A 23,815-nucleotide genomic window follows, 5' to 3' on the forward strand; every position below is an offset into this window, starting at 1 on the left:
GCGTCGAGAATACCCGATCGGCTTGACAGCCCGGGGGCCTTGCACCACAGTCTGCCGCCCCCATCTTTCGGGCTTTTCCCCGACGTCCGCACCCCCATGACCACCGGCCTCATTCCCGCCACCATCCTGACGGGCTTCCTCGGCAGCGGCAAGACGACGCTGCTCAAGCGCGTGCTCGGCGAGGCGCACGGGCACAAGATCGCCGTCATCGAGAACGAGTTCGGCGAGGAGAACATCGACAACGACATCCTCGTCGCCGACACGCAGGAGCAGATCGTCCAGATGAGCAACGGCTGCGTGTGCTGCACGATCCGCGAGGACCTGCGCACGACGCTGTCGGACCTCGCGGCGCGCCGGCGCAAGGGCGAGCTCGACTTCGAGCGCGTCGTCATCGAGACCACCGGGCTGGCCGACCCCGGGCCGGTCGCGCAGACCTTCTTCATGGACGACGAGATCGCCGAGAGCTACCTGCTCGACTCGATCCTGACACTGGTCGACGCCAAGCACGCCGAGCAGCAGCTCGACACGCGACAGGAAGCGCGCCGGCAGGTGGGCTTCGCCGACCAGATCTTCATCAGCAAGACCGACCTCGTCGCGCCCGAGCAGGTCGACGCGCTGGTGCACCGCCTCAAGCACATGAACCCGCGCGCGCCGATGCGCAAGGTGCACTTCGGCGAGGTGCCGATCTCGGAGGTGTTCGACCTGCGCGGCTTCAACCTCAACGCCAAGCTCGACGTCGACCCCGAGTTCCTCACCGGCGACGGCCACGGCCACGCGCATGACCACGATCACGAACACGGCGAGCACTGCGACCACCCGCACCACCATCACCACGACGACGACGTCAAGTCGTTCGTGTTCCGTGCCGATAAGCCCTTCCATGCGGCCAAGCTCGAGGACTTCCTCGGTGCGATCGTGCAGGTCTACGGGCCGAAGATGCTGCGCTACAAGGGCGTGCTGCACATGAAGGGCAGCGACCGCAAGGTCATCTTCCAGGGCGTGCACCAGCTGATGGGCAGCGACCTGGGGCCGAAGTGGGCGCCGGGCGAGAAGAAGGAGAGCAAGATGGTGTTCATCGGCATCGACCTGCCGCGTGACATCCTGCAGCAGGGGCTCGAGCAGTGCCTCGTCTGATGAGCCGCGCGGACGCCGCCGCGGCGTCGCTATACTCCGCGCGCCCGAAAAGGCCCCGCCTGGAGGGGGCCCGCCGTGCGCGGCGGGTCGGTGCGCCGCTGTGAGGAGAGCGAATTGAGCAAGACCCCCGTCAGCAGCCCGTCGTCGAAGGCCACCAGCACCAAGCCGGCCAGCGCCAAAACGACCGCGCGGGGCGCCAAGGCGGCGGCACCGGCCGCCGCGACCGACTCATCCCGCCCGGCGCCGGCCAAGCCGGCGGCGCACAAGCCCGACGACGTGACGATGGATGCCGTGAAGCCCGCCGCCAAGGTGGACCCCAAGCTGGCCAACGCCTGGAAGATCAAGGCCGGCCGCGACCTGACCGAGGAAGAACTGCTGGCGATGCCCGAGTCGGAGTACATGAACGAGAAGCAGCTCGACTTCTTCCGCGCCCGCCTGACGGCGCTGAAGGACGACCTGCTGTCCAACGCGGGCGAGACGACCGAGCACCTGCGCGAGGACACCTCGATCGTGCCCGACCCGGCCGACCGCGCGACGATCGAGGAAGAGCACGCGCTCGAACTGCGCACGCGCGACCGCGAGCGCAAGCTGCTGAAGAAGATCGCGCAGTCGCTCGCGCGCATCGAGTCCGGCGAGTACGGCTACTGCGACGAGACCGGCGAGCCGATCGGGCTGCGGCGCCTGCTCGCGCGGCCGACGGCGACGCTGTCGCTCGAAGCCCAGCAGCGCCGCGAGCTGAAACAGAAAATGTTCGGGGACTGACCCCGGCAGGCGGCCACGGCGATGTCCGATCCGAAGAGCGGCGAAGGCTTCCTGCGCAAGGTCGTTCGCTTCGTCGCCAATCCGACGACGGACTGGGCCCAGCTGAACTCGCGGCAGGACGCGCCGTCGACGCTCGAGCTCGAGCAGTCCGAGCTCAAGGAAATGGTCGAGCGCAAACGGCGTAACGATTTCGTGCGCAAGCGCGAGTTCGACATGCTGCGCCGCGTGCGGCGCGAGGGGCTGACGCCCGAGCAGCTGGCGGCGCTGGGCAGCTCGTCGCAGATCGACGACTCCGACGCCAAGCTGTCCGATGCGGCGGCGCGCCCCGACAGCGGCGTCAAGGCCAAGATCGACGCCATCGAGAAACAGATGGTCGGCCCGACCGCCGCGCCGAGCGCGATTGCCCGCCACTCGACCGGCTTCTTCGAGGCGCCAACCGAACCGGCGGCGTTTCGCGCGGCACCGGGCGCCGGGCTCGCGGCACCGACCGCGGCGCGGGCCGTGCCGCCGGCCCCGGCGCCGGCAGCACCCGTCGTGATGGGCGCCGGTCTGTCGCCGCTATCGGGCTTCGGCGCCCTGACGCCCGCGGCACCGGCGCCCGCGCCGATCGCGGCCGCGCCGGCCACCCCCCCGGCGCCTGCGGCGCCGCCGCCGCCATCGGTCGAGTTCAGCGAGGTGCAGCACGACCCCGAGCTCGACGAGGCGGTCATCGCCTTCGCGAACGCCGACTTCGACCAGTGCGAGCGCTCGATCGAGGCGCTGACCGCCGTCGGCGGTCCGCGCGCGCAGCACGTCGAGACCTGGCTCGCGCGCTTCGACCTGTACCGCGCGACGGGCCAGCAGGACAAGTTCGAGGCGCTGGCGGTGGAGTACGCACAGCGCTTCGGCTGGTCGGCGCCGCAGTGGTTCTCGCTGCCGCGCATGGTGGCCGACGCGGTGGCGGCGCAGAAGCCGGCGAAGCGCCGCGGCGCCGACGCCGGCAGTGCGGGCGCGGCGGGCTGGTCGTGCCCCGAGGTGCTCGACGTCGACGCGGTGGCGCGGCTGCGCTCGCAGACGCTGCAGATGCCGCTGCCTTGGGTGTTCGACTGGTCGCACCTGCGGCGCGTCGAGCCCGACGCCGCGACCCAGCTCACCGAGCTGATGCGGCACTGGGCGACGCAGCCGCTCGAGATGCACTGGCGTGCCGGCGACCAGCTCGTCGCGGTGCTGGCCGAGCAGTCGCCCACCGGCGAGCGCGACGCCGACCCGGCGTTCTGGGTCGCGCGGCTGGAGGCGCTGCGGCTGGCGAACCGCCCGGACCAGTTCGACGAGACGGCGATCGACTACTGCGTCACCTACGAGGTGTCGCCCCCGTCGTGGGAACGCGCCAAGTGCAAGCTGCGCATCACCGGGCGCGGCCCCGACACCGGATCGCCGCCACTGTCGCAGCTCAGCGAGGTGACGACGACGTTCGCCGACTCGTCGGTGCTCGACGACGACGACGGCACGCCGCCGGGCGTCAAGGTCGCGCGCGTCGAGCTGTCGGGCCAGCTGGTCGGCGGCATCGATGCGACGCTCAAGCGCCTGGACGAGCAGCTCGGCGACGCGAGCGTCGTGCAGGTGTCGTGCGCGCGGCTGATCCGCGTCGACTTCCTCGCCGCCGGCGACCTGCTGAACTGGGTGCTCGCCAAGCGCGGCGAGGGGCGGCAGGTCAGCTTCATCGACGCGCACCGTCTGGTGGGGCTGTTCTTCGGCGCGATGGGCATCAACGAGCACGCCCGCGTGCGGGTGCGCCACGTCTGAACGTCCGCGCCGCGCCCGCCACCCGCGGCGGCCGCTCGACCGGCCACAGCAGAATCGACCCGATGGACACGTTTCACGGCACCACCATCGTCAGCGTGCGCCGCGGCGCACGCGTCGCGCTCGGCGGCGACGGCCAGGTCACGCTCGGCAACATCGTCGTCAAGGCCAGCGCGCGCAAGGTGCGCAAGCTGTACCGCGACCACGTGCTCGCGGGCTTCGCCGGCGCCACCGCCGATGCGTTCACGCTGTTCGAGCGCTTCGAGGCCAAGCTCGAGAAGCACCAGGGACACCTGGTGCGCGCGGCGATCGAACTGACGCGCGACTGGCGCACCGACCGCGTGCTGCGCCGCCTCGAGGCGATGCTCGCGGTGGCCGACCGCGAGGCCTCGCTGATCATCACCGGCGCCGGTGACGTGCTCGAGCCCGAGCACGGCATCATCGCGATCGGCTCGGGCGGCGCCTACGCGCAGGCGGCCGCGCGCGCGCTGCTCGGCCACACCGAGCTGCCGCCGGCCGAGATCGTCAAGAAGTCGCTCGAGATCGCCGGCGACCTGTGCATCTACACCAACCAGCACCACACGGTGGAAGTGCTGGAGTGACGCCATGTCGATGACCCCGCAGGAAATCGTCTCCGAGCTCGACCGCCACATCGTCGGCCAGGCGCAGGCCAAGCGCGCGGTGGCGATCGCGCTGCGCAACCGCTGGCGCCGCCAGCAGGTCGACGAGAAGCTGCGCGCCGAGATCACGCCGAAGAACATCCTGATGATCGGCCCGACCGGCGTCGGCAAGACCGAGATCGCGCGCCGGCTCGCCAAGCTGGCCGACGCGCCGTTCGTGAAGGTCGAGGCGACCAAGTTCACCGAGGTCGGCTACGTCGGCAAGGACGTCGACACGATCGTGCGCGACCTCGTCGAGGTGGCGGTCAAGCAGGAGCGCGAGCGCCAGATGAAGGCCAAGCGCGCGCTCGCCGAGGATGCGGCCGAGGACCGCATCCTCGACATCCTGGTGCCGCCGCCGCGCTCGGGCATGGGCTTCGGCGCCGACACGCCGCCGGCCGACAACACGGCGCGGCAGGTCATGCGCAAGCGCCTGCGCGAAGGCGCGCTCGACGACAAGGAGATCGAAGTCGACGTCGCCGAGCCGCGGCCCGCGCTCGAGATCCTCGGCCCGCAGGGCATGGAGGAGATGGCCGAGCAGCTCAAGGGCCTGTTCTCGCAGCTCGGCGCGGCGCGCAGGAAGACGCGCAAGCTCAGGATCCGCGAGGCGCTGAAGCTGCTCGTCGAGGAAGAAGCGGCCAAGCTCGTCAACGAAGACGAGATCCGCAGTGCCGCGCTGGCCCATGCCGAGAGCAACGGCATCGTGTTCATCGACGAGATCGACAAGGTCGCCTCGCGCGCCGAGCACGCCGGTGCCGACGTCTCGCGCCAGGGCGTGCAGCGCGACCTGCTGCCGCTCGTCGAAGGCACGACGGTGAGCACGAAATACGGCATGGTCAAGACCGACCACATCCTGTTCATCGCGTCGGGCGCCTTCCACCTCGCCAAGCCGAGCGACCTGATCCCGGAGCTGCAGGGGCGCTTTCCGATCCGCGTCGAGCTGACGTCGCTGTCGGTCGACGACTTCGAGGCGATCCTGTCGAGCACGCATGCGAGCCTGGTCAAGCAGTACCAGGCGCTGCTGGCCACCGAAGGCGTGACGCTGGAGATCACGCCCGACGGCATCCGGCGGCTCGCGCAGATCGCGTTCGACGTCAACGAACGCACCGAGAACATCGGCGCGCGGCGGCTGGCCACCGTGCTCGAGCGCCTGCTCGACGAGATCAGCTTCGACGCGCCGATGCTCGCCGGCCGCACCGTGACGCTCGACGCCGCGGCGGTCGACGCCAAGCTGGCGGCGCTGGCGAACAACGAGGACCTGTCGCGCTACATCCTGTAGCGGCGCGCAGGCACGGCAGCTACAGCGCGAGGCGGTGCGCCTGCAGCGCGAGCAGCCCGTCGAAGATCAGCGACTCGACCAGCTCGTGCTCGAGGTCGAGGAACGGCGCGACTTTCCAGCCCGCACCACCGGTGATCAGCGTCACCGGGCGCTGCCCGCACCGCGCCGCCAGATGGCGGTGCATGCGCTCGATCGCTCCGGTGATCGCATAGGTGCCGCCGCTGGTCAGCGCATCGGATGTGTTCGACGGGAACGGACGCACTTCGCCGGTGGGCACGCGCAGCCCCGCGGTGCCGCTCTCGAGTGCGCGCAGCATGATGCCGTGGCCCGGCAGGATGATGCCGCCGAGGAAGTGGCCGTGCATGTCGAGCGCGTCGACGGTCACCGCGGTGCCGATCATCACGACGAGCACCGGCCGCGCGGCAGCGTGCGGCGCGCGCGCGCGCAGGTGCGCGCGCGCGCCGATCAGCGCGACCCAGCGGTCGGCGCCCAGCCGCGCGGGGTGGTCGTAGCCGTTGATGACGCCGGCGTCGTGGCTGCTCGGCACGACCCAGCGCGGCGCAACGTCCCACAGCTCGAGCTGCTCCTCGACGCGGCGGCGGATCGCGTCGCCGGCGACGTTGCAGCCGAGCATGCTCGTCGGCGGGGTCAGCTGGCGCCACTCGCCCTCGGCCAGTTCGTCGATCGTCTCGAGAAAGACGGCGCCGTGGGCCAGCACCGCGGCGCCCGGCTGCGGCGAGGCGTACTGCGCCCACTTCAGCCGCGTGTTGCCGATGTCGATGGCAAGAAAACTCAAGGTCGCATCCCGGGTCGAGCGCGCCGCCGGCGTCGGGGCCGGTGACGTGCACGGAGGGTATCAGGCGCGGGCACCGGCGAACACCCGGGCGAGCCGCGGTGGACGCCGGGGCCTCGGCTACACTGGCGTTGACGTTGACGTAAACGTCAACTGCAGTCCGGATCGACGCTGGAGACACCGATGACCGACCTGTCCGCGGAGTTCAAGGCCCTCGCGCAGTACCGCCCGACGCACAAGGTGCGCTTCGTCACCGCCGCGAGCCTGTTCGACGGCCACGATGCCGCGATCAACATCATGCGACGCATCCTGCAGAGCATGGGCGCCGAGGTGATCCATCTCGGCCACAACCGCTCGGTCGACGAGGTCGTCACCGCTGCGCTGCAGGAGGACGTGCAGGGCATCGCGGTCAGCAGCTACCAGGGCGGGCACGTCGAGTACTTCAAGTACATGATCGACCTGCTGCGCGAACGCGGCGGCGCGCACATCCAGGTCTTCGGCGGTGGCGGCGGCGTGATCGTGCCGCCCGAGATCCGCGAGCTGCAGGACTACGGTGTGGCGCGCATCTACAGCCCCGAAGACGGCCAGCGCATGGGCCTGCAGGGGATGATCGGCGAGATGCTGATGCGCTGCGACCACGACCTGTCGGGGTATGCGCCCAAGCGCGTCGACGACATCGTCGGTCACACGGAAGCGGCGTGGCGCGCGCTGGCGCAGCTGATCACGGCGCTGGAAAACGGCCGCGCCGACGCGGCGCTGGTGGAGGCGCTGCGCACCCGCGCCGCGCAGGCGACCGTGCCGGTGCTCGGGATCACCGGCACCGGGGGGGCCGGCAAGTCGAGCCTGACCGACGAGCTGATCCGGCGCTTCCGCCTCGACCTCGACGACCGGCTGCGCATCGCCGTCGTCTCGATCGACCCGAGCCGGCGCAAGAGCGGCGGCGCACTGCTCGGCGACCGCATCCGCATGAACGCGATCGGGCCGTGGCGCGCCGGCGCGCGCGTCTACATGCGCAGCCTCGCGACGCGCGACACCGGCAGCGAGATCAGCGCCGCGCTGCCCGACGTGCTGGCCGCCTGCAAGGTCGCGGGCTTCGACCTCGTCATCGTCGAGACCTCGGGGATCGGCCAGGGCGACGCGGCGATCGTGCCGCATGTCGACGTGCCGCTGTACGTGATGACGCCCGAGTTCGGCGCCGCCAGCCAGCTCGAGAAGATCGACATGCTCGACTTCGCGGAGTTCGTTGCGATCAACAAGTTCGATCGCAAGGGTGCGGCCGACGCGCTGCGTGACGTGGCCAAGCAGGTGCAGCGCAACCGCGAAGCCTTTGATGTGCCGGTGGACCAGATGCCGGTGTTCGGCACGATGGCCAGCCGATTCAACGACGACGGGGTCACGGCGCTCTATCAGGCGCTCAAGGCGCGGCTGGTCGAGCTCGGGCTCGACGCCGGCGGCGTCGGCAGGTTGCCGGTGGTGAACACGCGCTTCAGCACCCACCGCACGCCGATCGTGCCGCCGTCGCGCGTGCGCTATCTGGCCGAGATCGCCGAGACGGTGCGCGCGTACAAGCGGCGTGCGCACGAGCAGGCCCGCCTCGCGCGCGAGATCCAGCAGCTGCGCGCCAGCGCGGCGATGCTGCTCGAGGCGATTCCGCACAAGTCGAAGGCGCGCGAAGCGCTCGAGGAGCAGGCCCAGCTGCGCGAGGCCCGGCTGGATCCGCACGCGCGCAAGCTGCTCGCGATGTGGCCCGACATGCAGCGGGCCTACGCGGGTGACGAGTATGTCGTCAAGATCCGCGACAAGGAGATCCGCACGCGGCTGACGTACACGACGCTGTCGGGCAACAAGGTGCGCAAGGTCGTGCTGCCACGCTACGAGGACCACGGCGAACTGCTGAAGTGGCTGCTGCTCGAGAACGTCCCTGGCAGCTTCCCGTACACCGCGGGCGTGTTCGCGTTCAAGCGCGAGAACGAGGACCCGACGCGCATGTTCGCCGGCGAGGGCGACGCCTTCCGCACCAACCGGCGCTTCAAGCTGCTGTCGGAGGGCATGCCGGCCAAGCGGCTGTCGACGGCGTTCGACAGCGTCACGCTCTACGGGCACGACCCCGACCCGCGGCCCGACATCTATGGCAAGGTCGGCAACTCGGGCGTCAGCATCGCGACGCTCGACGACATGAAGGTGCTGTACTCGGGCTTCGACCTGTGCAGCCCGAACACGTCGGTCAGCATGACGATCAATGGCCCGGCACCGACGATCCTCGCGATGTTCATGAACACCGCGATCGACCAGCAGCTCGACAAGTTCAAGGTGGACAACGGGCGCGAGCCGACTGACGACGAAGCCGCGAAGATCAAGGCGTGGGTGCTGTCGAACGTGCGGGGCACCGTGCAGGCGGACATCCTGAAGGAGGATCAGGGCCAGAACACCTGCATCTTCTCGACGGAGTTCAGCCTGAAGGTGATGGGCGACATCGCCGAGTACTTCGTGCACCACGACGTGCGCAATTTCTACTCGGTGTCGATCTCCGGCTACCACATCGCCGAAGCCGGTGCGAACCCGATCAGCCAGCTCGCGTTCACGCTGGCCAATGGCTTCACGTTCGTCGAGGCCTACCTGGCGCGGGGGATGCACATCGACGACTTTGCGCCGAACCTGAGCTTCTTCTTCAGCAACGGGATGGACCCGGAATACACGGTACTCGGCCGTGTCGCCCGCCGAATCTGGGCCACCGCGATGCGCGATCGATATGGTGCGAACGAGCGCAGCCAGAAGCTCAAGTACCACATCCAGACTTCGGGGCGCTCGCTGCATGCGCAGGAAATCGCGTTCAACGACATCCGCACCACGCTGCAGGCGCTGATCGCGGTCTACGACAACTGCAACTCACTGCACACCAACGCGTACGACGAGGCGATCACCACGCCGACCGAGGAGAGCGTGCGGCGCGCGATGGCGATCCAGCTGATCATCAATCGCGAGTGGGGGTTGGCGAAGAACGAGAACCCGAACCAGGGCGCGTTCATCATCGAGGAACTCACCGAACTCGTCGAGGAGGCTGTGCTCGCCGAGTTCGAACGGCTGGCCGAACGAGGCGGCGTGCTGGGCGCGATGGAGACGGGGTACCAGCGCGGCAAGATCCAGGAGGAGAGTCTTCACTACGAGATGCTCAAGCACACCGGCGAATATCCGATCATTGGCGTGAACACGTTCCGCAATCCGCACGGCGACCCGATGCCACAGTCGCTGGAGCTGGCGCGTTCGACCGACGAGGAAAAAGCGAGCCAACTGCGGCGCCTGCAGGACTTCCACGCCCGCCACGCCCACGTCGCCCCTGCCATGCTGGCACGACTGAAGCAGGTCGTTCTCGATGGAGGCAACGTTTTCGAGGTGCTGATGGATGCCGTGCGCTACTGCAGTCTCGGCCAAATCACCGAGGCACTGTTTGAAGTCGGTGGACAGTACCGGCGCAGCATGTAGCGCGCTCGAGAATCCATCAGCAGCACGCGAAAGGCCAGACACGAAGGTCGACCGCGCGCTGCCAGCGCGCCCGCCAAAGCGCGAAAAAGGAAAAGGGCCTCGCTGCAGAAAGCGAGGCCCTTTTAAATATTAGCCTGACGATGTCCTACTTTCACACGGGAATCCGCACTATCATCGGCGCTGAGGCGTTTCACTGTCCTGTTCGGGATGGGAAGGAGTGGGACCACCTCGCTATGGTCATCAGGCTTAACTTGTCACGTGGAAGCGCGTGCTTCGCACGTCAAATCGATAGAGTCGAATACAGCAGACTGCGTCACCACACGACATAACCTTCGACGACAGCGCGTCAAAGTTATAGGGTCAAGCCTCACGAGCAATTAGTACCGGTTAGCTCAACGCATTACTGCGCTTCCACATCCGGCCTATCAACGTCCTGGTCTCGAACGACTCTTCAGGGGGCTCGAGGCCCCGGCAAGACTCATCTTGAGACGAGTTTCCCGCTTAGATGCTTTCAGCGGTTATCTCTTCCGCACATAGCTACTCGGCAATGCCACTGGCGTGACAACCGATACACCAGAGGTGCGTCCACTCCGGTCCTCTCGTACTAGGAGCAGGCTCTCTCAATCTTGCAGCGCCCACGGAAGATAGGGACCAAACTGTCTCACGACGTTTTAAACCCAGCTCACGTACCTCTTTAAATGGCGAACAGCCATACCCTTGGGACCGACTACAGCCCCAGGATGAGATGAGCCGACATCGAGGTGCCAAACACCGCCGTCGATATGAACTCTTGGGCGGTATCAGCCTGTTATCCCCAGAGTACCTTTTATCCGTTGAGCGATGGCCCTTCCATACAGAACCACCGGATCACTTAGTCCTACTTTCGTACCTGCTCGACTTGTCAGTCTCGCAGTCAAGCACGCTTATGCCTATGCACTAACAGCACGATTTCCGACCGTGCCTAGCGTACCTTCGAACTCCTCCGTTACGCTTTGGGAGGAGACCGCCCCAGTCAAACTGCCCACCATACACTGTCCCCAACCCGGATCACGGGCCTAGGTTAGAACCTCAAACACACCAGGGTGGTATTTCAACGTCGGCTCCACCGGAACTGGCGTCCCGGCTTCAAAGCCTCCCACCTATCCTACACAGATCTGTTCAAAGTCCAATGTAAAGCTACAGTAAAGGTTCATGGGGTCTTTCCGTCTTTCCGCGGGGAGATTGCATCATCACAAACATTTCAACTTCGCTGAGTCTCTGGAGGAGACAGTGTGGCCATCGTTACGCCATTCGTGCAGGTCGGAACTTACCCGACAAGGAATTTCGCTACCTTAGGACCGTTATAGTTACGGCCGCCGTTTACTGGGACTTCGATCAAGAGCTTTCACCCCATCACTTAATCTTCCAGCACCGGGCAGGCGTCACACCCTATACGTCGACTTTCGTCTTTGCAGAGTGCTGTGTTTTTAATAAACAGTCGCAGCCACCGATTCTCTGCGACCTCTTTGGGCTCCGTCTGTTCAACTTCACCTACTCGAGGCACACCTTCTTCCGAAGTTACGGTGTCAATTTGCCGAGTTCCTTCTCCAGAGTTCTCTCAAGCGCCTGAGAATACTCATCACGCGCACCAGTGTCGGTTTGCGGTACGGTCGTGTGCAGCTGAAGCTTAGTGGCTTTTCCTGGGAGCAGGGTATCACTCGCTTCGGAAGCAAGCTTCCTCGTTATCACCCCTCATCTAAGGCCCCCGGATTTGCCTAAGGGCCACGACTACAGGCTTGAACCGGGACGTCCAACACCCGGCCGAGCTAACCTTCTCCGTCCCCACATCGCACTGCACATCGGTACAGGAATATTGACCTGTTTCCCATCAGCTACGCATCTCTGCCTCGCCTTAGGGGCCGACTCACCCTACGCCGATGAACGTTGCGTAGGAAACCTTGCGCTTACGGCGAGGGGGCTTTTCACCCCCTTTAACGCTACTCATGTCAGCATTCGCACTTCTGATACCTCCAGCGGACCTCACGATCCACCTTCACAGGCGTACAGAACGCTCTCCTACCACTTGCACCTGCGTGCAAATCCGCAGCTTCGGTAACTGGCTTAGCCCCGTTACATCTTCCGCGCAGGACGACTCGATCAGTGAGCTATTACGCTTTCTTTAAATGATGGCTGCTTCTAAGCCAACATCCTGACTGTTTTAGCCTTCCCACTTCGTTTCCCACTTAGCCAATTTTGGGGACCTTAGCTGGCGGTCTGGGTTGTTTCCCTCTTGAGTCCGGACGTTAGCACCCGGTGCTCTGTCTCCCAGGCTGTACTCATCGGTATTCGGAGTTTGCAATGGTTTGGTAAGTCGCCATGACCCCCTAGCCATAACAGTGCTCTACCCCCGACGGTAATACCTGAGGCGCTACCTAAATAGCTTTCGGAGAGAACCAGCTATCTCCAGGTTTGTTTAGCCTTTCACCCCTATCCACAGCTCATCCGCTACTTTTGCAACAGTAGTCGGTTCGGACCTCCAGTGCGTGTTACCGCACCTTCATCCTGGCCATGGATAGATCACCTGGTTTCGGGTCTACACCCAGCGACTAGACGCCCTGTTCGGACTCGGTTTCCCTTCGCCTTCCCTACTCGGTTAAGCTCGCCACTGAATGTAAGTCGCTGACCCATTATACAAAAGGTACGCCGTCACCCTTGCGGGCTCCGACTTTTTGTATGCATGCGGTTTCAGGATCTATTTCACTCCCCTCCCGGGGTTCTTTTCGCCTTTCCCTCACGGTACTTGTGCACTATCGGTCGATTACGAGTATTTAGCCTTGGAGGATGGTCCCCCCATCTTCAGACAGGATTTCACGTGTCCCGCCCTACTTTTCGCACACCTAGTTCTACGCGCAACCTTTCCCGTACGGGGCTATCACCCGCTATGGCCGACCTTTCCATGTCGTTCCGATAGATCGCGCGCTAAAGAGTGCAGGCTGGTCCGATTTCGCTCGCCACTACTCTCGGAATCTCGGTTGATGTCTGTTCCTCGAGCTACTGAGATGTTTCAGTTCGCCCGGTTCGCCTCAACATCCTATGGATTCAGATGTTGATGCCCTTGCGGGCGGGTTTCCCCATTCGGAAATCTCCGGATCAAAGCTTATTTGCCAGCTCCCCGAAGCTTATCGCAGGCTATCACGTCCTTCATCGCCTGTAATCGCCAAGGCATCCACCACATGCACTTAGTCACTTGACCCTATAACTCTGACGCTTGCGCGTCGCCAAGGACTATCGAAGTATTTGCGTTATGCCGTATTCGTGACCGTCAGGTCACGATTTGGTGACGCAATCATGATCGATCTGTTCCGGGGTTAAGCCCCCGACACAGACCGACGCTGATTCGACTCTACGATTTGTTAAAGAACGACAGCCGATCAAATCGGACACGCAAACGTCGACCAAAGGACGCTTGAGTGTCAGATTTTAGTGGTGGAGGTGAACGGGATCGAACCGATGACCCCCTGCTTGCAAAGCAGGTGCTCTCCCAGCTGAGCTACACCCCCGAACGAGAGTTGGTGGGTCTGGTTGGATTCGAACCAACGACCCCCGCCTTATCAAGACGGTGCTCTAACCGACTGAGCTACAGACCCTTCTCGTGTCTACCGTGAATCGCGAAGGGCCTTTGGCCGAGATGCGCGCCACACTTGGCGCCGCATCGCAGTTCACGCCTCACTCACTGTCGAAAACAACAGCCGATAAGTGTGGGCGCGAGACTTTGAATGCATCTTCCAGAAAGGAGGTGATCCAGCCGCACCTTCCGATACGGCTACCTTGTTACGACTTCACCCCAGTCACGAACCCTGCCGTGGTAATCGCCCTCCTTGCGGTTAGGCTAACTACTTCTGGCAGAACCCGCTCCCATGGTGTGACGGGCGGTGTGTACAAGACCCGGGAACGTATTCACCGCGGCAAGCTGATCCGCGATTACTAGCGATTCCGACTTCACGCAGTCGAGTTGCAGACTGCGATCCGGACTACGACCGGTTTTCTGGGATTGGCTCCCCCTCGCGGGTTGGCAGCCCTCTGTACCGGCCATTGTATGACGTGTGTAGCCCTACCCATAAGGGCCATGAGGACCTGACGTCATCCCCACCTTCCTCCGGTTTGTCACCGGCAGTCTCATTAGAGTGCCCTTTCGTAGCAACTAATGACAAGGGTTGCGCTCGTTGCGGGACTTAACCCAACATCTCACGACACGAGCTGACGACGGCCATGCAGCACCTGTGTCCCGGTTCTCTTTCGAGCACTCCCACATCTCTACAGGATTCCGGGCATGTCAAGGGTAGGTAAGGTTTTTCGCGTTGCATCGAATTAAACCACATCATCCACCGCTTGTGCGGGTCCCCGTCAATTCCTTTGAGTTTCAACCTTGCGGCCGTACTCCCCAGGCGGTCAACTTCACGCGTTAGCTTCGTTACTGAACAGCAAGCCGTCCAACAACCAGTTGACATCGTTTAGGGCGTGGACTACCAGGGTATCTAATCCTGTTTGCTCCCCACGCTTTCGTGCATGAGCGTCAGTACAGGCCCAGGGGACTGCCTTCGCCATCGGTGTTCCTCCGCATATCTACGCATTTCACTGCTACACGCGGAATTCCATCCCCCTCTGCCGTACTCTAGCCGTGCAGTCACAAATGCAGTTCCCAGGTTAAGCCCGGGGATTTCACATCTGTCTTGCACAACCGCCTGCGCACGCTTTACGCCCAGTAATTCCGATTAACGCTCGCACCCTACGTATTACCGCGGCTGCTGGCACGTAGTTAGCCGGTGCTTATTCTTCAGGTACCGTCATTACGCCGAGGTATTAGCCCAGCGCGTTTCTTCCCTGACAAAAGCGGTTTACAACCCGAAGGCCTTCTTCCCGCACGCGGCATGGCTGGATCAGGGTTGCCCCCATTGTCCAAAATTCCCCACTGCTGCCTCCCGTAGGAGTCTGGGCCGTGTCTCAGTCCCAGTGTGGCTGGTCGTCCTCTCAGACCAGCTACGGATCGTCGCCTTGGTAGGCCTTTACCCCACCAACTAGCTAATCCGACATCGGCCGCTCCAATAGCGCGAGGCCTTGCGGTCCCCCGCTTTCACCCGTAGGTCGTATGCGGTATTAATCCGGCTTTCGCCGGGCTATCCCCCACTACTGGGTACGTTCCGATGCATTACTCACCCGTTCGCCACTCGTCGCCAGGTTGCCCCGCGTTACCGTTCGACTTGCATGTGTAAGGCATGCCGCCAGCGTTCAATCTGAGCCAGGATCAAACTCTTCAGTTCGATCTTGAAGTTGCTCAAAACGGAATTGAAGTGAACTTCACTTCTGCTTCCGTGAGCGTTTGTGGACCTTGCGATCCTTGGCATTCGCCGTCAAACGCCCACGCTTATCGGCTGTATGTTGTTAAAGAGCTTGCCTTTCGGCGCGTCGCTGTTGTCATCAGCGAAGACTGCTATTCTGATTCGATCTGCATACCCGTGTCAAGCGCTGGGTTTTTGCGTTTCGACCGAAGCGGCGCGGGCTGCACTTCAGCGAGGGGCGGACTATAGCAGGCTCGCCGGCCCGGCCCGCTCCAGACCTCTCTGTGTGCGCACGTAAGCCACCCGGATGCTCCCGGCGTCACCGGCTTCGCAGCAAGCGCGCCCAGGCCTGCGCCGGGTCATCGGCCGCAAGCGCCTCGTCGACGAGGGTGGCAAGCCGGCGTGCGTCTGCGCGCAGGATGCGCTGCTTGATGGCGGCGATTTGCGCCGGGTGCATCGAGAAGCTGCGCAGGCCCATCGCCAGCAGCAGTTCGGTGAACGCCGGGTCTCCGGCCATCTCGCCGCACACGCTCACGGGCTTGCCCGCCCTGCGGCTGGCGGCGATCACGTCGGCAACCAGGCGCAGCACGGCGGGGTGCCACGGCTCGTACAGGCTCGCGACGGCCTCGTCGGCACGGTCGATTGCGAGCGTGTACTGGATCAGGTCGTTGGTGCCGATCGACACGAAGTCCACCAGCGGCAGCAGCGACGGCAGCGTCAGCGCAGCGGCTGGCACTTCGATCATCGCGCCGATCTCGATGTCGGTGTACGGCCGCCCTGCGTCCTCGAGCTGGCGCTTCGCGCGTGCGACCACCTCCCGCGTCTGATGCAGTTCGCGCGGGTGCATCACCATCGGCACGAGCATGCGGACCTTGCCGTGCGCGCTCGCGCGCAGGATCGCACGCACCTGCTGGCGAAACATCGCGGGCTCGGCGAGGCTCCAGCGGATCGCCCGCCGCCCGAGCGCCGGATTCAGCGAATGGTCGTGCCGCAGTTCCTGCGCGGACATGCGATCCAGCGGCTTGTCGGCACCGATGTCGACGGTGCGGATCGTCACCGGCAGACCGCCCATCGCCTCGACGGCCGCCCGGTAAGCCTCGTATTGCTCGTCCTCGTCCGGCAGCGCGCCGCCGCGGTTGAGGAACAGAAACTCGCTACGGAACAGGCCCACGCCGACAGCGCCGGCCTCGAGTGCCGCCGGGGCGTCGCTCGGCAGCTCGATGTTGGCCAGCAGTTCGACGGCTTCGCCGTCGAGCGTGACGGCCGGCGTGAAGCGAAGCCGGTGCAGTCTCGCCCGCTCGAGCTCGATCTGGCGCTGGCGGAAGCGGTACTCCTCGAGGACGATCGGCGACGGGTTGACGATCACGGCGCCGGCGTCGCCATCGATCACGAGCCAGTCGTCCTGCCGGATCACGCGGCTGGCCTCGCGCGCGCCGACCACCGCCGGGATGTCCATGCTGCGCGCGACGATCGCGGTGTGCGACGTTCGGCCGCCGACGTCGGTGACGAAGCCGGTGAACACGCTGCGCTTGAAGTGCAGCAGGTCGGCCGGTGCGATATCGCTCGACACCAGCACCAGCGGATCCTCCCCGCCGAAGTCGCGGGTCAGCGCGCCGGGACCCGCCGGCGGCTGTCCGGCCGCGTCGCGCGCCAGCGCGCGCAGCAGCCGCTCGATCACCTGCTCGAGGTCGGCCTTGCGCTCGCGCAGGTACTCGTCCTCCATCTCGTCGAACTGCCGCGCGACGACTTCGAACTGCGCCGACAGCGCCCACTCGGCGTTGTAATGACGCTCGCTGATCCACTGCTTGGTCGGCTGCGTCAGCGCCTCGTCGTGCAGCAACATCAGGTGCACGTCGAGCAGCGCCGACAACTCGGGCGGCGCGTCGTGCGGCAGCTCGTCTTTCAGGTGCGACAGCTCCTCGGCCACGGCGTCGCGCGCACGACGCAGGCGCTCGACCTCGCGGGGGATGTCGGCGGCATCGATGAAATAGTGCGCCACGTCGACCCGACTCGACGCCACGAGCACCGCACGCCCGATCGCGACGCCGCGCGACACCGGCAGCCCGAAGATCTGGATGCTCATGCGGTCACTGTAGCAGCGGCGCCGGCCGCCGCAGCACGCAGACGCAGCCTGGCCGCTCGAGCCCGTCAATGGCGCCATCCAGCGGCGCCGTCACGCGGCTGTCACCGCCACTTCATCGCGCGTTCACGCCAGGCCCCGACGATCGTCGCCGTAGACGGAGGATGTCGATGCGGGACCTGCCCCTGCCCACCCGGCCGCTGGCCGCCCTGCTGCACCGGCCGCCGGCCGACGACGCAACGGCGCGCGACGCCGGCGCCACGCGCGCCGCGGTGCGCATCGACGTGGCCTGGGCTTGCGACGAGGAAGACGTGCGCGCCGCACAGCGATTGCGTCACCGCGTCTTCGTCGACGAGATGGGGGCCCAGCCGCGCGTGCCGCCGGGAACGCCTGCCGGCCACGACGCCGACGTCTTCGACCCGTTTTGCGAGCACCTGCTCGTGCGGGTGCACCGTGGCGCCGACGACGCCCCCGAGGTCGTCGGCACCTATCGCGTTCTGACGCCCGAGGCGGCGCGCCGCGCCGGCGGCTACTACACCGACACCGAGTTCGACCTCACGCGGCTGCGCGCGCTGCGCCCGCGCATGGTCGAGCTCGGCCGCGCCTGCGTCGCGCCCCAGTGGCGCGACGGCGCCGTGATCCTCGCGCTGTGGAACGCGCTGGCCGACTTCCTCGGCCGCAACCGCTTCGACACGGCGATCGGCTGCGCCAGCGTCTCGATGCGCGACGGCGGCCACCTGGCCGCCAGCCTGTGGGCGCGACTGGACCGCAGCCACCGCGCGCCGATCCAGTGGCAAGTGCGTCCGCGTCTGCCGCTGCCGATCGAGTCGCTGCGGCGCGACCTCGACGCGCCGCTGCCCTCGCTGATCAAGGGCTACCTGCGCTGCGGCGCTCGACTGCTCGGCACACCGGCTTGGGATCCCGACTTCGCGACGGCCGACCTGCCGCTGCTGCTGCGCACCGCCGACCTGCCGGCGCGCTTCCGGCGCCCAGCCGCAGTGGCCTGAGGGCCGCCGGCCCGCCGCCGCGTCACTCGCCTTCGCCGAAACGGTCGGCGACGAGCGCAACGATCGCCGCGGCCGCGGCCTCGGCGTCGGGGCCGTCGACCTCGAGCTCGACCTCGCTGCCGGGACCGGCCGCCAGCATCATCACGCCCATGATGCTCTTGGCGTTGACGCGCCGGCCGTTGCGGCTGAGGTGCACGTCGCTGGCGAAGCCGCTGGCCAGCTTGGTCAGCTTGGCCGACGCGCGCGCGTGCAGGCCGAGCCTATTGCTGATGCTGAGCGTGGTTCTGATCATGGGCGGCGGCACGGCGGGGTTGAACCTGCGGGGCGGGCGTCGACAACTGCATCACGCCCTGCTGGCCGGCCGCGACAGCGGCGGCCACGAGTTGATCGAGCGGGTCGCGCACGTGGTCGACGACCTTCCACAGCATCGGCACGTTGACGCCACTGACGACGCGCACGCTCACGCCGTCGGCGCACTGCAGTGCGGCGTTGCACGGCGAGGCGGCGAAGACGTCGGTCAGCACCAGCACCTGCGGCTGGTTCATGCGCACCAGCACGTCGCGCACCCGCTCGCTGATCTCGTCGAGGCCGCGCAGCCCCGGCGGCACGTCGAACGCCTCGATCACGGCGTCGGGATTGAGGCCGGTGTGCCGCGCCACCGACGCCAGGGCCGAGGCCAACGGCGCGTGGGCGACGATCAGGAGGGCAGCCATGGCGACGGCGGATTATGCGAGGTCACGACGGGCGCGCCGCCGTCCCCGCCGGTGCCACGCGCCCGCCGAGCGCCAGAAACCACAGGTACGACGCGACACAGAGCACGGCGAAGACGGCGAACGCGGCCTGGAATGACGCCAGCGGCGCCCAGCCGAGCGCGCGCAGCAGGTCGATCAGCAGCCCGATGCCCCATTGAACGCAGAACACGCCGCCGAAGATGACGAGGTTGTAGGCCGACAGCGCACGACCGGCGCGCGCGGTGTCGAAAGCCTGTCCGATGGCCGGCTGCGCGAGCGACACCACCGTGCACGAGACGCACCACAGCGCCCAGGCCGTGGCGCCGCTGCGCTCGCCGAGCGCGACCACCACGACCAGCAGTGCCAGGCTCACCGGCACGCCGGCGGTGATCAGGCGCTGCGCGTGCCAGCCGGCGCGCAGCAGTCGCGGCATCACGAGGCCCCAGGCGAGGAACGCGACCAGCATCGACAGGTTGATCGCGAACAGCCCGCGCGCCGCGGCCTGCGGCGTGTGGCCGGCGACCTGCGTCAGCCACGGCCCCGCCCACAGCGACTGCACCGCCACCAGACCGCCGTAGTGCACGAAGCCCATCGGCAGCAGACGCACGAACATCGGGTGACGGAAGATGTCGCGATAGCCGCCCCGCGAGCCCGGCCCTTCGTTCTCGGCCGCCGCGCGCTCGTCGCGCGGCACGCCCCACGCGATGACCGCCATCGACACCGCGAGCAGCGCCGCCAGCACCCAGAACAGGCCGCGCCAGCCCAGCAGCGGCAGCAACGCCTGCACCGGCACCGTCGACGCCAGCATCCCGAGTGATCCCGTCATCAGCATCCACGAGTTGGCGCGCAACTGCAGCGCCGGCGTGAAGCGATGACGGAAGGATGTCAGCGGCGCCATCAGGCACGCCGCGACGCCCACACCGATCAGCGTGCGAGCGACCAGCAGCCCGGCGAAGCTGCGCGCCAGCGCGAACGCCGCGCACGCGAGCACGGCCACCGCGAGGAACGCGAGCAGCACGCGCTTGGGGCCGTGACGGTCGAGCGCACTGCCCAGCGGCAGCTGCAGCGCCGCGAAGCCGAGGAAGTACGCGCCCGCAAGGAGCCCGAGGTCGCCTGCGCCCAGGCCGAGCTCGGCGCTGAACGCCGGTGCGAGCGTCGCCATCACCGCGCGCAGCAACGCGGAGAAGAAGTAGGCGAACGCGAACCCGACGAAGATCGTCGCCGCGGTGCGCGTCGCCACCGCGGGCGTGGCCGCCGCAGTGCCGCTCACGGCGTCAGCTTCACGCTCTCGAAGAACACGCGCACCGACTCCGGCTCCGGCGCCGGGCCGATCACGGTGGCCTGAAACACGCGCGTGCCCTTGGCGAACGTCAGCACGTCTTCACGGACCTCGGAGCCGTCGGGCAGCCGCCCGTGCAGCGCCCAGCGCCGCGCGTACGGGTTGGGCGTCATCCCGGGCACCGCGATCGGCTGGCCGCTCACCGGCTCGGCGCCGATGTTGGCAGCCGCCGACGCCGCCAGCGCCTGCAGGGCCGGCGTCACCCGCGCGGGGTCGACGACGTCCCCATGCGTCAGCGCGTAGGTGGTGGACCCGGCGGCGCAGGCCAGCAGCGTCAGCTCGACCGCAGCGCCGGCCAGCGCAACCGAGCGTGACACGGCAGTGGGTTTGCACGGGAACAGCAGCAGCGCACCGCTGCCGGCCGGGCGCACTTCGCGCCAGTCTTCGACCGGGCTGCACGCCGCCACGGCCAGCACGACGGCGAGCGTCCACGGGGTCGTCTTCATCGCGGCGCATTATGGGCGGCGCCCGCACGCGGCCCGCCCGCCCCGCGAACGCGGGGCACGGGCGTGCGGTTTTGGCACGACCGCGGGCGCCCCCCGATCGCCCGGGCGCCGGCGCGGAGATACTGTCGACGGTTCACGAGAGCCCGGCACGGCGCTGCCGGTGGCACCGGCGACCCCACGAAGAAGCCCACGACGGCCAGGAGGTATGGACTCGACCCACGACGCCCCGCGGGCGGGTGATCCCGCGCGCACCGCCATCGACGGCGGCGATGCGCACGACGTCGCCGACGCGCACTGGTCGGCCCTGTTCGCCCAGTTCGGCGCCGAAGTCGCGCAGCCGCTGACCGCCGCGCTCGAACGCCTGCGTGCGCTGACCGACGTCCCGGGCCGCGACCCGGTGGCGCTGCAGGCCCTGGCGCGCGAGATCGAGCGCGCCCGCGCCGCGGCGCTGCTCGCGCAGCAGCTCGCGCGGCTCGCGAACCCGGCGCTGCAGCGGCGCCCGGAGCAGCTCGATCTGGCGCTCGTGCTGCGCGAAGTCGTCGCCGAGCGGCAGCCCGCGGCGCGCAGCCGCGGCACCCCGCTGCTCGAGACGATCCGGCCGGCCGCCGTCGTCGTCGACCCGCCGCTGCTGCACCGCCTGCTGCACGCCGCCCTCGACTGGGCGCTCGCGCACACGCGCTCGGCGCTGCACATCGGGCTCGACCACCGCTCGTGGCCGGCGCGTGCGCGACTGCACGTGCGCTTTCGCCACCGGCCCACCGACGAGGTGCCCGACCCGCAGGCACCGATGCACGTCGACGCACTGGACACGCTCGACTGGCAGCTGCTGCGCCAGATCGCCGTCACCGCCGGCCTCGTGCTCGAGCGCGCCGACACCGCCTGCGGCTGCCGGCTGACGGTCGAGTTCCCGTGCACCGTCTACGCGCCGATCGAGGGCATCAGCACGCTCGAACTCGACACCGGCTTCCCTTCGACGTTCGGCTCGCGGCCGCTGGCCGGCCACCACGTGCTCGTCGTCACCGCGCGGCGCGACCTGCGCCAGGAAATCCGCGACGCGCTGCGCCCGCTCGGGCTGATGATCGACTTCGTCGGCTCGGTCGAAGGCGCACGCGAGTTCTGCCAGGCCGGCCCGCCGCACGTGCTCGTACACGACGCGCAACTGGCCGGCGAGCGGCTGCGCGCGCTGCACGCCGACCTGCGCGCGCTCGCGCACCCGCCCGTGTTCGTCGAGGTCGCCGACGACGGTCCACGGCTGAACACGTCGCCGTTCGACGCCGGCGGCATCGCCCGCGTCGGCCGGGCGACGCTGGCCGACGCGCTGCCCGCGGCGCTGATGTTCGAGCTGTCGCAGGACGCCCCGCCGCCGCTCAGCGACCGAACACCCGCTTGAGCAGCGCGCTGCCGGTGGCCACCGGGTCGCGGCGGATCTTGCGCTCCTCCTCGCCGATCGTGCGGTACAGGCCGTCGAGCGCCTTGTCGGTCACGTAGGCCTCGATGCTCGCCTGCTCGCCCTTGACGAGCCCGGCGCTGGCGGCGCGCTGGGCCAGCGCGTTGTACTTCTCGGCCAGCGCGTGCTTGCGCGTCGCGTCGTCGACGATCGGGCGGAAACGCTGCGTCAGCGGCTCGCGCGTCTTGCGCTCGAAGAACTGCGTGACGGCCGTATCGCCGCCGCGCACGATCGCCACCGCGTCCTCGACCGTCATCGAGCGCACCGCGCCGCGTACGAGGTCGAGCGAACCGGCGACCGCCGTTTCGGCCGCGCGGTTGATCGCCAGTTCGAGCTCGTCGACGCGCCTGCCCTGGCCCATCGCCTTCATCACCTGGGCCGCCGAGTCCAGCGGCGGCGGCAGCCCGATGCGCAGCGCCTTGTTGCCCCAGAAGCCGTCCTTGCGGCCGAGCAGCTGCACCGCCGCGGTGCCGGCGCGCTCGAGTGCGGCACGCACCCCCGCCGCGGCATCGGACTCGCTGAGCGCCCACGCCGGGAACGCCAACCCCGCTGCCGCACTCGAAACGAGCGCTGCCGTAAACTGCCTTCGACCGACCGCACCTGCTGTCATGAAGCTCTCCCGTTCCGTCGTCATCGCGCTTGCCGGCACGATCGCCGTCGTGATCGCCCTGCTCGCGTGGCAGAGTCTGGCACGTCTGGAGCCGGCGCCGGCGGTCACTTACACCTTGTTGGATGGCTCGAAGGTCACCAGCGACGACCTGCGCGGCAAGGTGGTGCTCGTCAACTTCTGGGCGACAAGCTGCGTCACCTGCGTCAAGGAGATGCCGCAGATCGCCGCGACGCACGAGAAATTCCGCGCCCGCGGCTATGAGACGATCGCCGTGGCGATGAGCTACGACCCGCCGGCGTTCGTCTCGCGCTTCGCCGAGACGCGGCAGCTGCCGTTCGCGGTGGCGATCGACAACACCGGCGAGATCGCGCAGCGCTTCGGCGACGTGCGGCTGACGCCGACGACGTTTTTGATCAACCAGCGCGGCGAGATCGTCAAGCGCTACGTCGGCGAGCCCGACTTCGCGGCACTGCACGCGCTGGTCGACAAGCTGCTGACGCGCGGCTGAGCCGGCCTCCCGCGCGGCGGGCTTGCGCGAGGTCAAGCCCGGCAACGGCGATTGCGTCTAGGGTGGCGGGTATCGTTCAACCTGCCTCCTTTCGCCATGACCACCCCGTCGTTTCCCGAGCTGACGCAGAACGTGTCGAAGCAGCTCGTGCCGTTTCGCAAGTCGCAGGCCGCGACGATCCAGGGCTTCAGCGCGATGGCCTCAGCCGCAATGGCCGACGGCACGCTCAGCGAGAAGACCAAGGAGCTGATCGCGCTGGGCATCAGCGTCAGCCAGCGCTGTCCGGCGTGCATCGGCTTCCACACCAAGGCGCTCGTGAAGCTCGGCGCGACGAAGGCCGAGTTCGAGGAAGCCCTCGGCGTGGCGGTCTACATGGGCGGCGGGCCGTCGCTGATGTACGCCGCCGAGGCGCTGCAGGCCTGGGAGCAGTTCAGCGCCTGCTGAAC

General features: G+C 67.2%; 17 protein-coding genes, 2 tRNA genes and 3 rRNA genes. 10 read left to right on the forward strand and 12 right to left on the reverse strand.

Translation table 11 applies throughout. The features are described 5' to 3' along the window. Nucleotides 1-96 precede the first annotated feature (96 nt). The 5 genes from DRV96_RS07830 to hslU all read left to right on the forward strand — a co-directional run bounded on the left by DRV96_RS07830 (nt 97) and on the right by hslU (nt 5,613). Nucleotides 97-1,134: a CobW family GTP-binding protein gene (locus DRV96_RS07830; RefSeq protein ID WP_119289617.1), complete on the forward strand. Its 1,038-nt coding sequence runs from the start codon at nt 97-99 to the stop codon at nt 1,132-1,134. Nucleotides 1,135-1,209: 75 nt separating this feature from the next. Continuing rightward, nucleotides 1,210-1,896, forward strand: coding sequence for an RNA polymerase-binding protein DksA (dksA, locus tag DRV96_RS07840; protein WP_419187040.1), 687 nt, complete (start codon nt 1,210-1,212; stop codon nt 1,894-1,896). Nucleotides 1,897-1,917: 21 nt separating this feature from the next. Next, nucleotides 1,918-3,678: a tetratricopeptide repeat protein gene (locus DRV96_RS07845; RefSeq protein WP_119289623.1), complete on the forward strand. Its 1,761-nt coding sequence runs from the start codon at nt 1,918-1,920 to the stop codon at nt 3,676-3,678. A 62-nt stretch (nt 3,679-3,740) separates the two neighbouring features. Next, complete coding sequence (hslV, locus tag DRV96_RS07850) at nt 3,741-4,277, forward strand: ATP-dependent protease subunit HslV (RefSeq protein ID WP_119289685.1); 537 nt, start codon at nt 3,741-3,743, stop codon at nt 4,275-4,277. Nucleotides 4,278-4,281: 4 nt separating this feature from the next. Next, nucleotides 4,282-5,613: an ATP-dependent protease ATPase subunit HslU gene (hslU, locus tag DRV96_RS07855; RefSeq protein WP_210756995.1), complete on the forward strand. Its 1,332-nt coding sequence runs from the start codon at nt 4,282-4,284 to the stop codon at nt 5,611-5,613. Between the two features lie 19 nt (nt 5,614-5,632). On the opposite strand, the gene DRV96_RS07860 is transcribed toward hslU, so the two are convergent. Next, complete coding sequence (locus DRV96_RS07860) at nt 5,633-6,409, reverse strand: type III pantothenate kinase (protein ID WP_119289625.1); 777 nt, start codon at nt 6,407-6,409, stop codon at nt 5,633-5,635. A gap of 180 nt (nt 6,410-6,589) precedes the next feature. On the opposite strand from DRV96_RS07860, the gene icmF reads away from it, so the two are divergent. Then, nucleotides 6,590-9,886 (forward strand): fused isobutyryl-CoA mutase/GTPase IcmF, encoded by a 3,297-nt coding sequence (gene icmF, locus DRV96_RS07865; RefSeq protein ID WP_119289627.1) that lies wholly within the window; start codon nt 6,590-6,592, stop codon nt 9,884-9,886. Nucleotides 9,887-10,018: 132 nt separating this feature from the next. Here icmF and rrf read toward each other — a convergent pair. The 6 genes from rrf to ptsP form a co-directional block, all read right to left on the reverse strand. Beyond that, nucleotides 10,019-10,131, reverse strand: a 5S ribosomal RNA gene (rrf, locus tag DRV96_RS07870). A gap of 111 nt (nt 10,132-10,242) precedes the next feature. Further along, nucleotides 10,243-13,118: ribosomal RNA gene (locus DRV96_RS07875) — 23S ribosomal RNA — on the reverse strand. 231 nt (nt 13,119-13,349) lie between these two features. Further along, nucleotides 13,350-13,425 (reverse strand) — tRNA-Ala (locus tag DRV96_RS07880). A gap of 10 nt (nt 13,426-13,435) precedes the next feature. Then, a tRNA-Ile gene (locus DRV96_RS07885) sits at nt 13,436-13,512 on the reverse strand. A 142-nt stretch (nt 13,513-13,654) separates the two neighbouring features. Next, nucleotides 13,655-15,183: ribosomal RNA gene (locus DRV96_RS07890) — 16S ribosomal RNA — on the reverse strand. Together the 16S, 23S and 5S rRNA genes with 2 tRNA genes alongside form the textbook arrangement of a ribosomal RNA operon. 337 nt (nt 15,184-15,520) lie before the next feature. After that, nucleotides 15,521-17,284, reverse strand: coding sequence for a phosphoenolpyruvate--protein phosphotransferase (gene ptsP, locus DRV96_RS07895; RefSeq protein ID WP_119289630.1), 1,764 nt, complete (start codon nt 17,282-17,284; stop codon nt 15,521-15,523). A 167-nt stretch (nt 17,285-17,451) separates the two neighbouring features. Here ptsP and DRV96_RS07900 point away from each other — a divergent pair, with 167 nt between their 5' ends. Further along, complete coding sequence (locus DRV96_RS07900) at nt 17,452-18,288, forward strand: GNAT family N-acetyltransferase (RefSeq protein WP_119289687.1); 837 nt, start codon at nt 17,452-17,454, stop codon at nt 18,286-18,288. A gap of 22 nt (nt 18,289-18,310) precedes the next feature. Here the strand turns inward: DRV96_RS07900 and DRV96_RS07905 are convergent, their stop codons facing one another. The 4 genes from DRV96_RS07905 to DRV96_RS07920 are packed head-to-tail and all read right to left on the reverse strand — an operon-like array spanning nt 18,311 to nt 20,804. Continuing rightward, nucleotides 18,311-18,580, reverse strand: coding sequence for an HPr family phosphocarrier protein (locus tag DRV96_RS07905; protein ID WP_119289633.1), 270 nt, complete (start codon nt 18,578-18,580; stop codon nt 18,311-18,313). Beyond that, on the reverse strand, nt 18,549-19,001 hold the full coding sequence (locus DRV96_RS07910) for a PTS sugar transporter subunit IIA (protein WP_119289635.1): 453 nt from the start codon (nt 18,999-19,001) through the stop codon (nt 18,549-18,551). Before DRV96_RS07910 ends, DRV96_RS07905 begins: the two co-directional genes overlap by 32 nt. 22 nt (nt 19,002-19,023) lie before the next feature. Further along, complete coding sequence (locus DRV96_RS07915; RefSeq protein ID WP_235823325.1) at nt 19,024-20,289, reverse strand: MFS transporter; 1,266 nt, start codon at nt 20,287-20,289, stop codon at nt 19,024-19,026. After that, nucleotides 20,286-20,804, reverse strand: a complete 519-nt coding sequence (locus DRV96_RS07920) for a hypothetical protein (RefSeq protein ID WP_119289637.1) — start codon at nt 20,802-20,804, stop codon at nt 20,286-20,288. The genes DRV96_RS07915 and DRV96_RS07920 overlap by 4 nt, the downstream gene beginning before the upstream one ends. Nucleotides 20,805-21,009: 205 nt before the next feature. On the opposite strand from DRV96_RS07920, the gene DRV96_RS07925 reads away from it, so the two are divergent. Then, entirely contained in the window at nt 21,010-22,194 is a 1,185-nt protein-coding gene (locus DRV96_RS07925; RefSeq protein ID WP_119289639.1) for a hypothetical protein, read from the forward strand. Here the strand turns inward: DRV96_RS07925 and DRV96_RS07930 are convergent. Then, a complete protein-coding gene (locus DRV96_RS07930; RefSeq protein WP_119289641.1) occupies nt 22,172-22,861 on the reverse strand; it encodes a DUF4197 domain-containing protein in 690 nt (229 codons plus the stop codon). The genes DRV96_RS07925 and DRV96_RS07930 overlap by 23 nt on opposite strands. Between DRV96_RS07930 and DRV96_RS07935 the strand changes: the two genes are divergently transcribed. Beyond that, the gene (locus tag DRV96_RS07935; RefSeq protein WP_119289643.1) at nt 22,860-23,369 is read left to right on the forward strand and encodes a peroxiredoxin family protein; all 510 of its coding nucleotides are present in this window, start codon (nt 22,860-22,862) and stop codon (nt 23,367-23,369) included. The genes DRV96_RS07930 and DRV96_RS07935 overlap by 2 nt on opposite strands. Nucleotides 23,370-23,465: 96 nt before the next feature. After that, nucleotides 23,466-23,813, forward strand: coding sequence for a carboxymuconolactone decarboxylase family protein (locus DRV96_RS07940; RefSeq protein WP_119289646.1), 348 nt, complete (start codon nt 23,466-23,468; stop codon nt 23,811-23,813). The last annotated feature ends 2 nt before the right edge of the window (nt 23,814-23,815 follow it).

Origin of the sequence: Azohydromonas sediminis (genome assembly GCF_003574675.1) — a bacterium.
Taxonomy (GTDB): Bacteria; Pseudomonadota; Gammaproteobacteria; order Burkholderiales; family Burkholderiaceae_C; genus Calidifontimicrobium; species Calidifontimicrobium sediminis.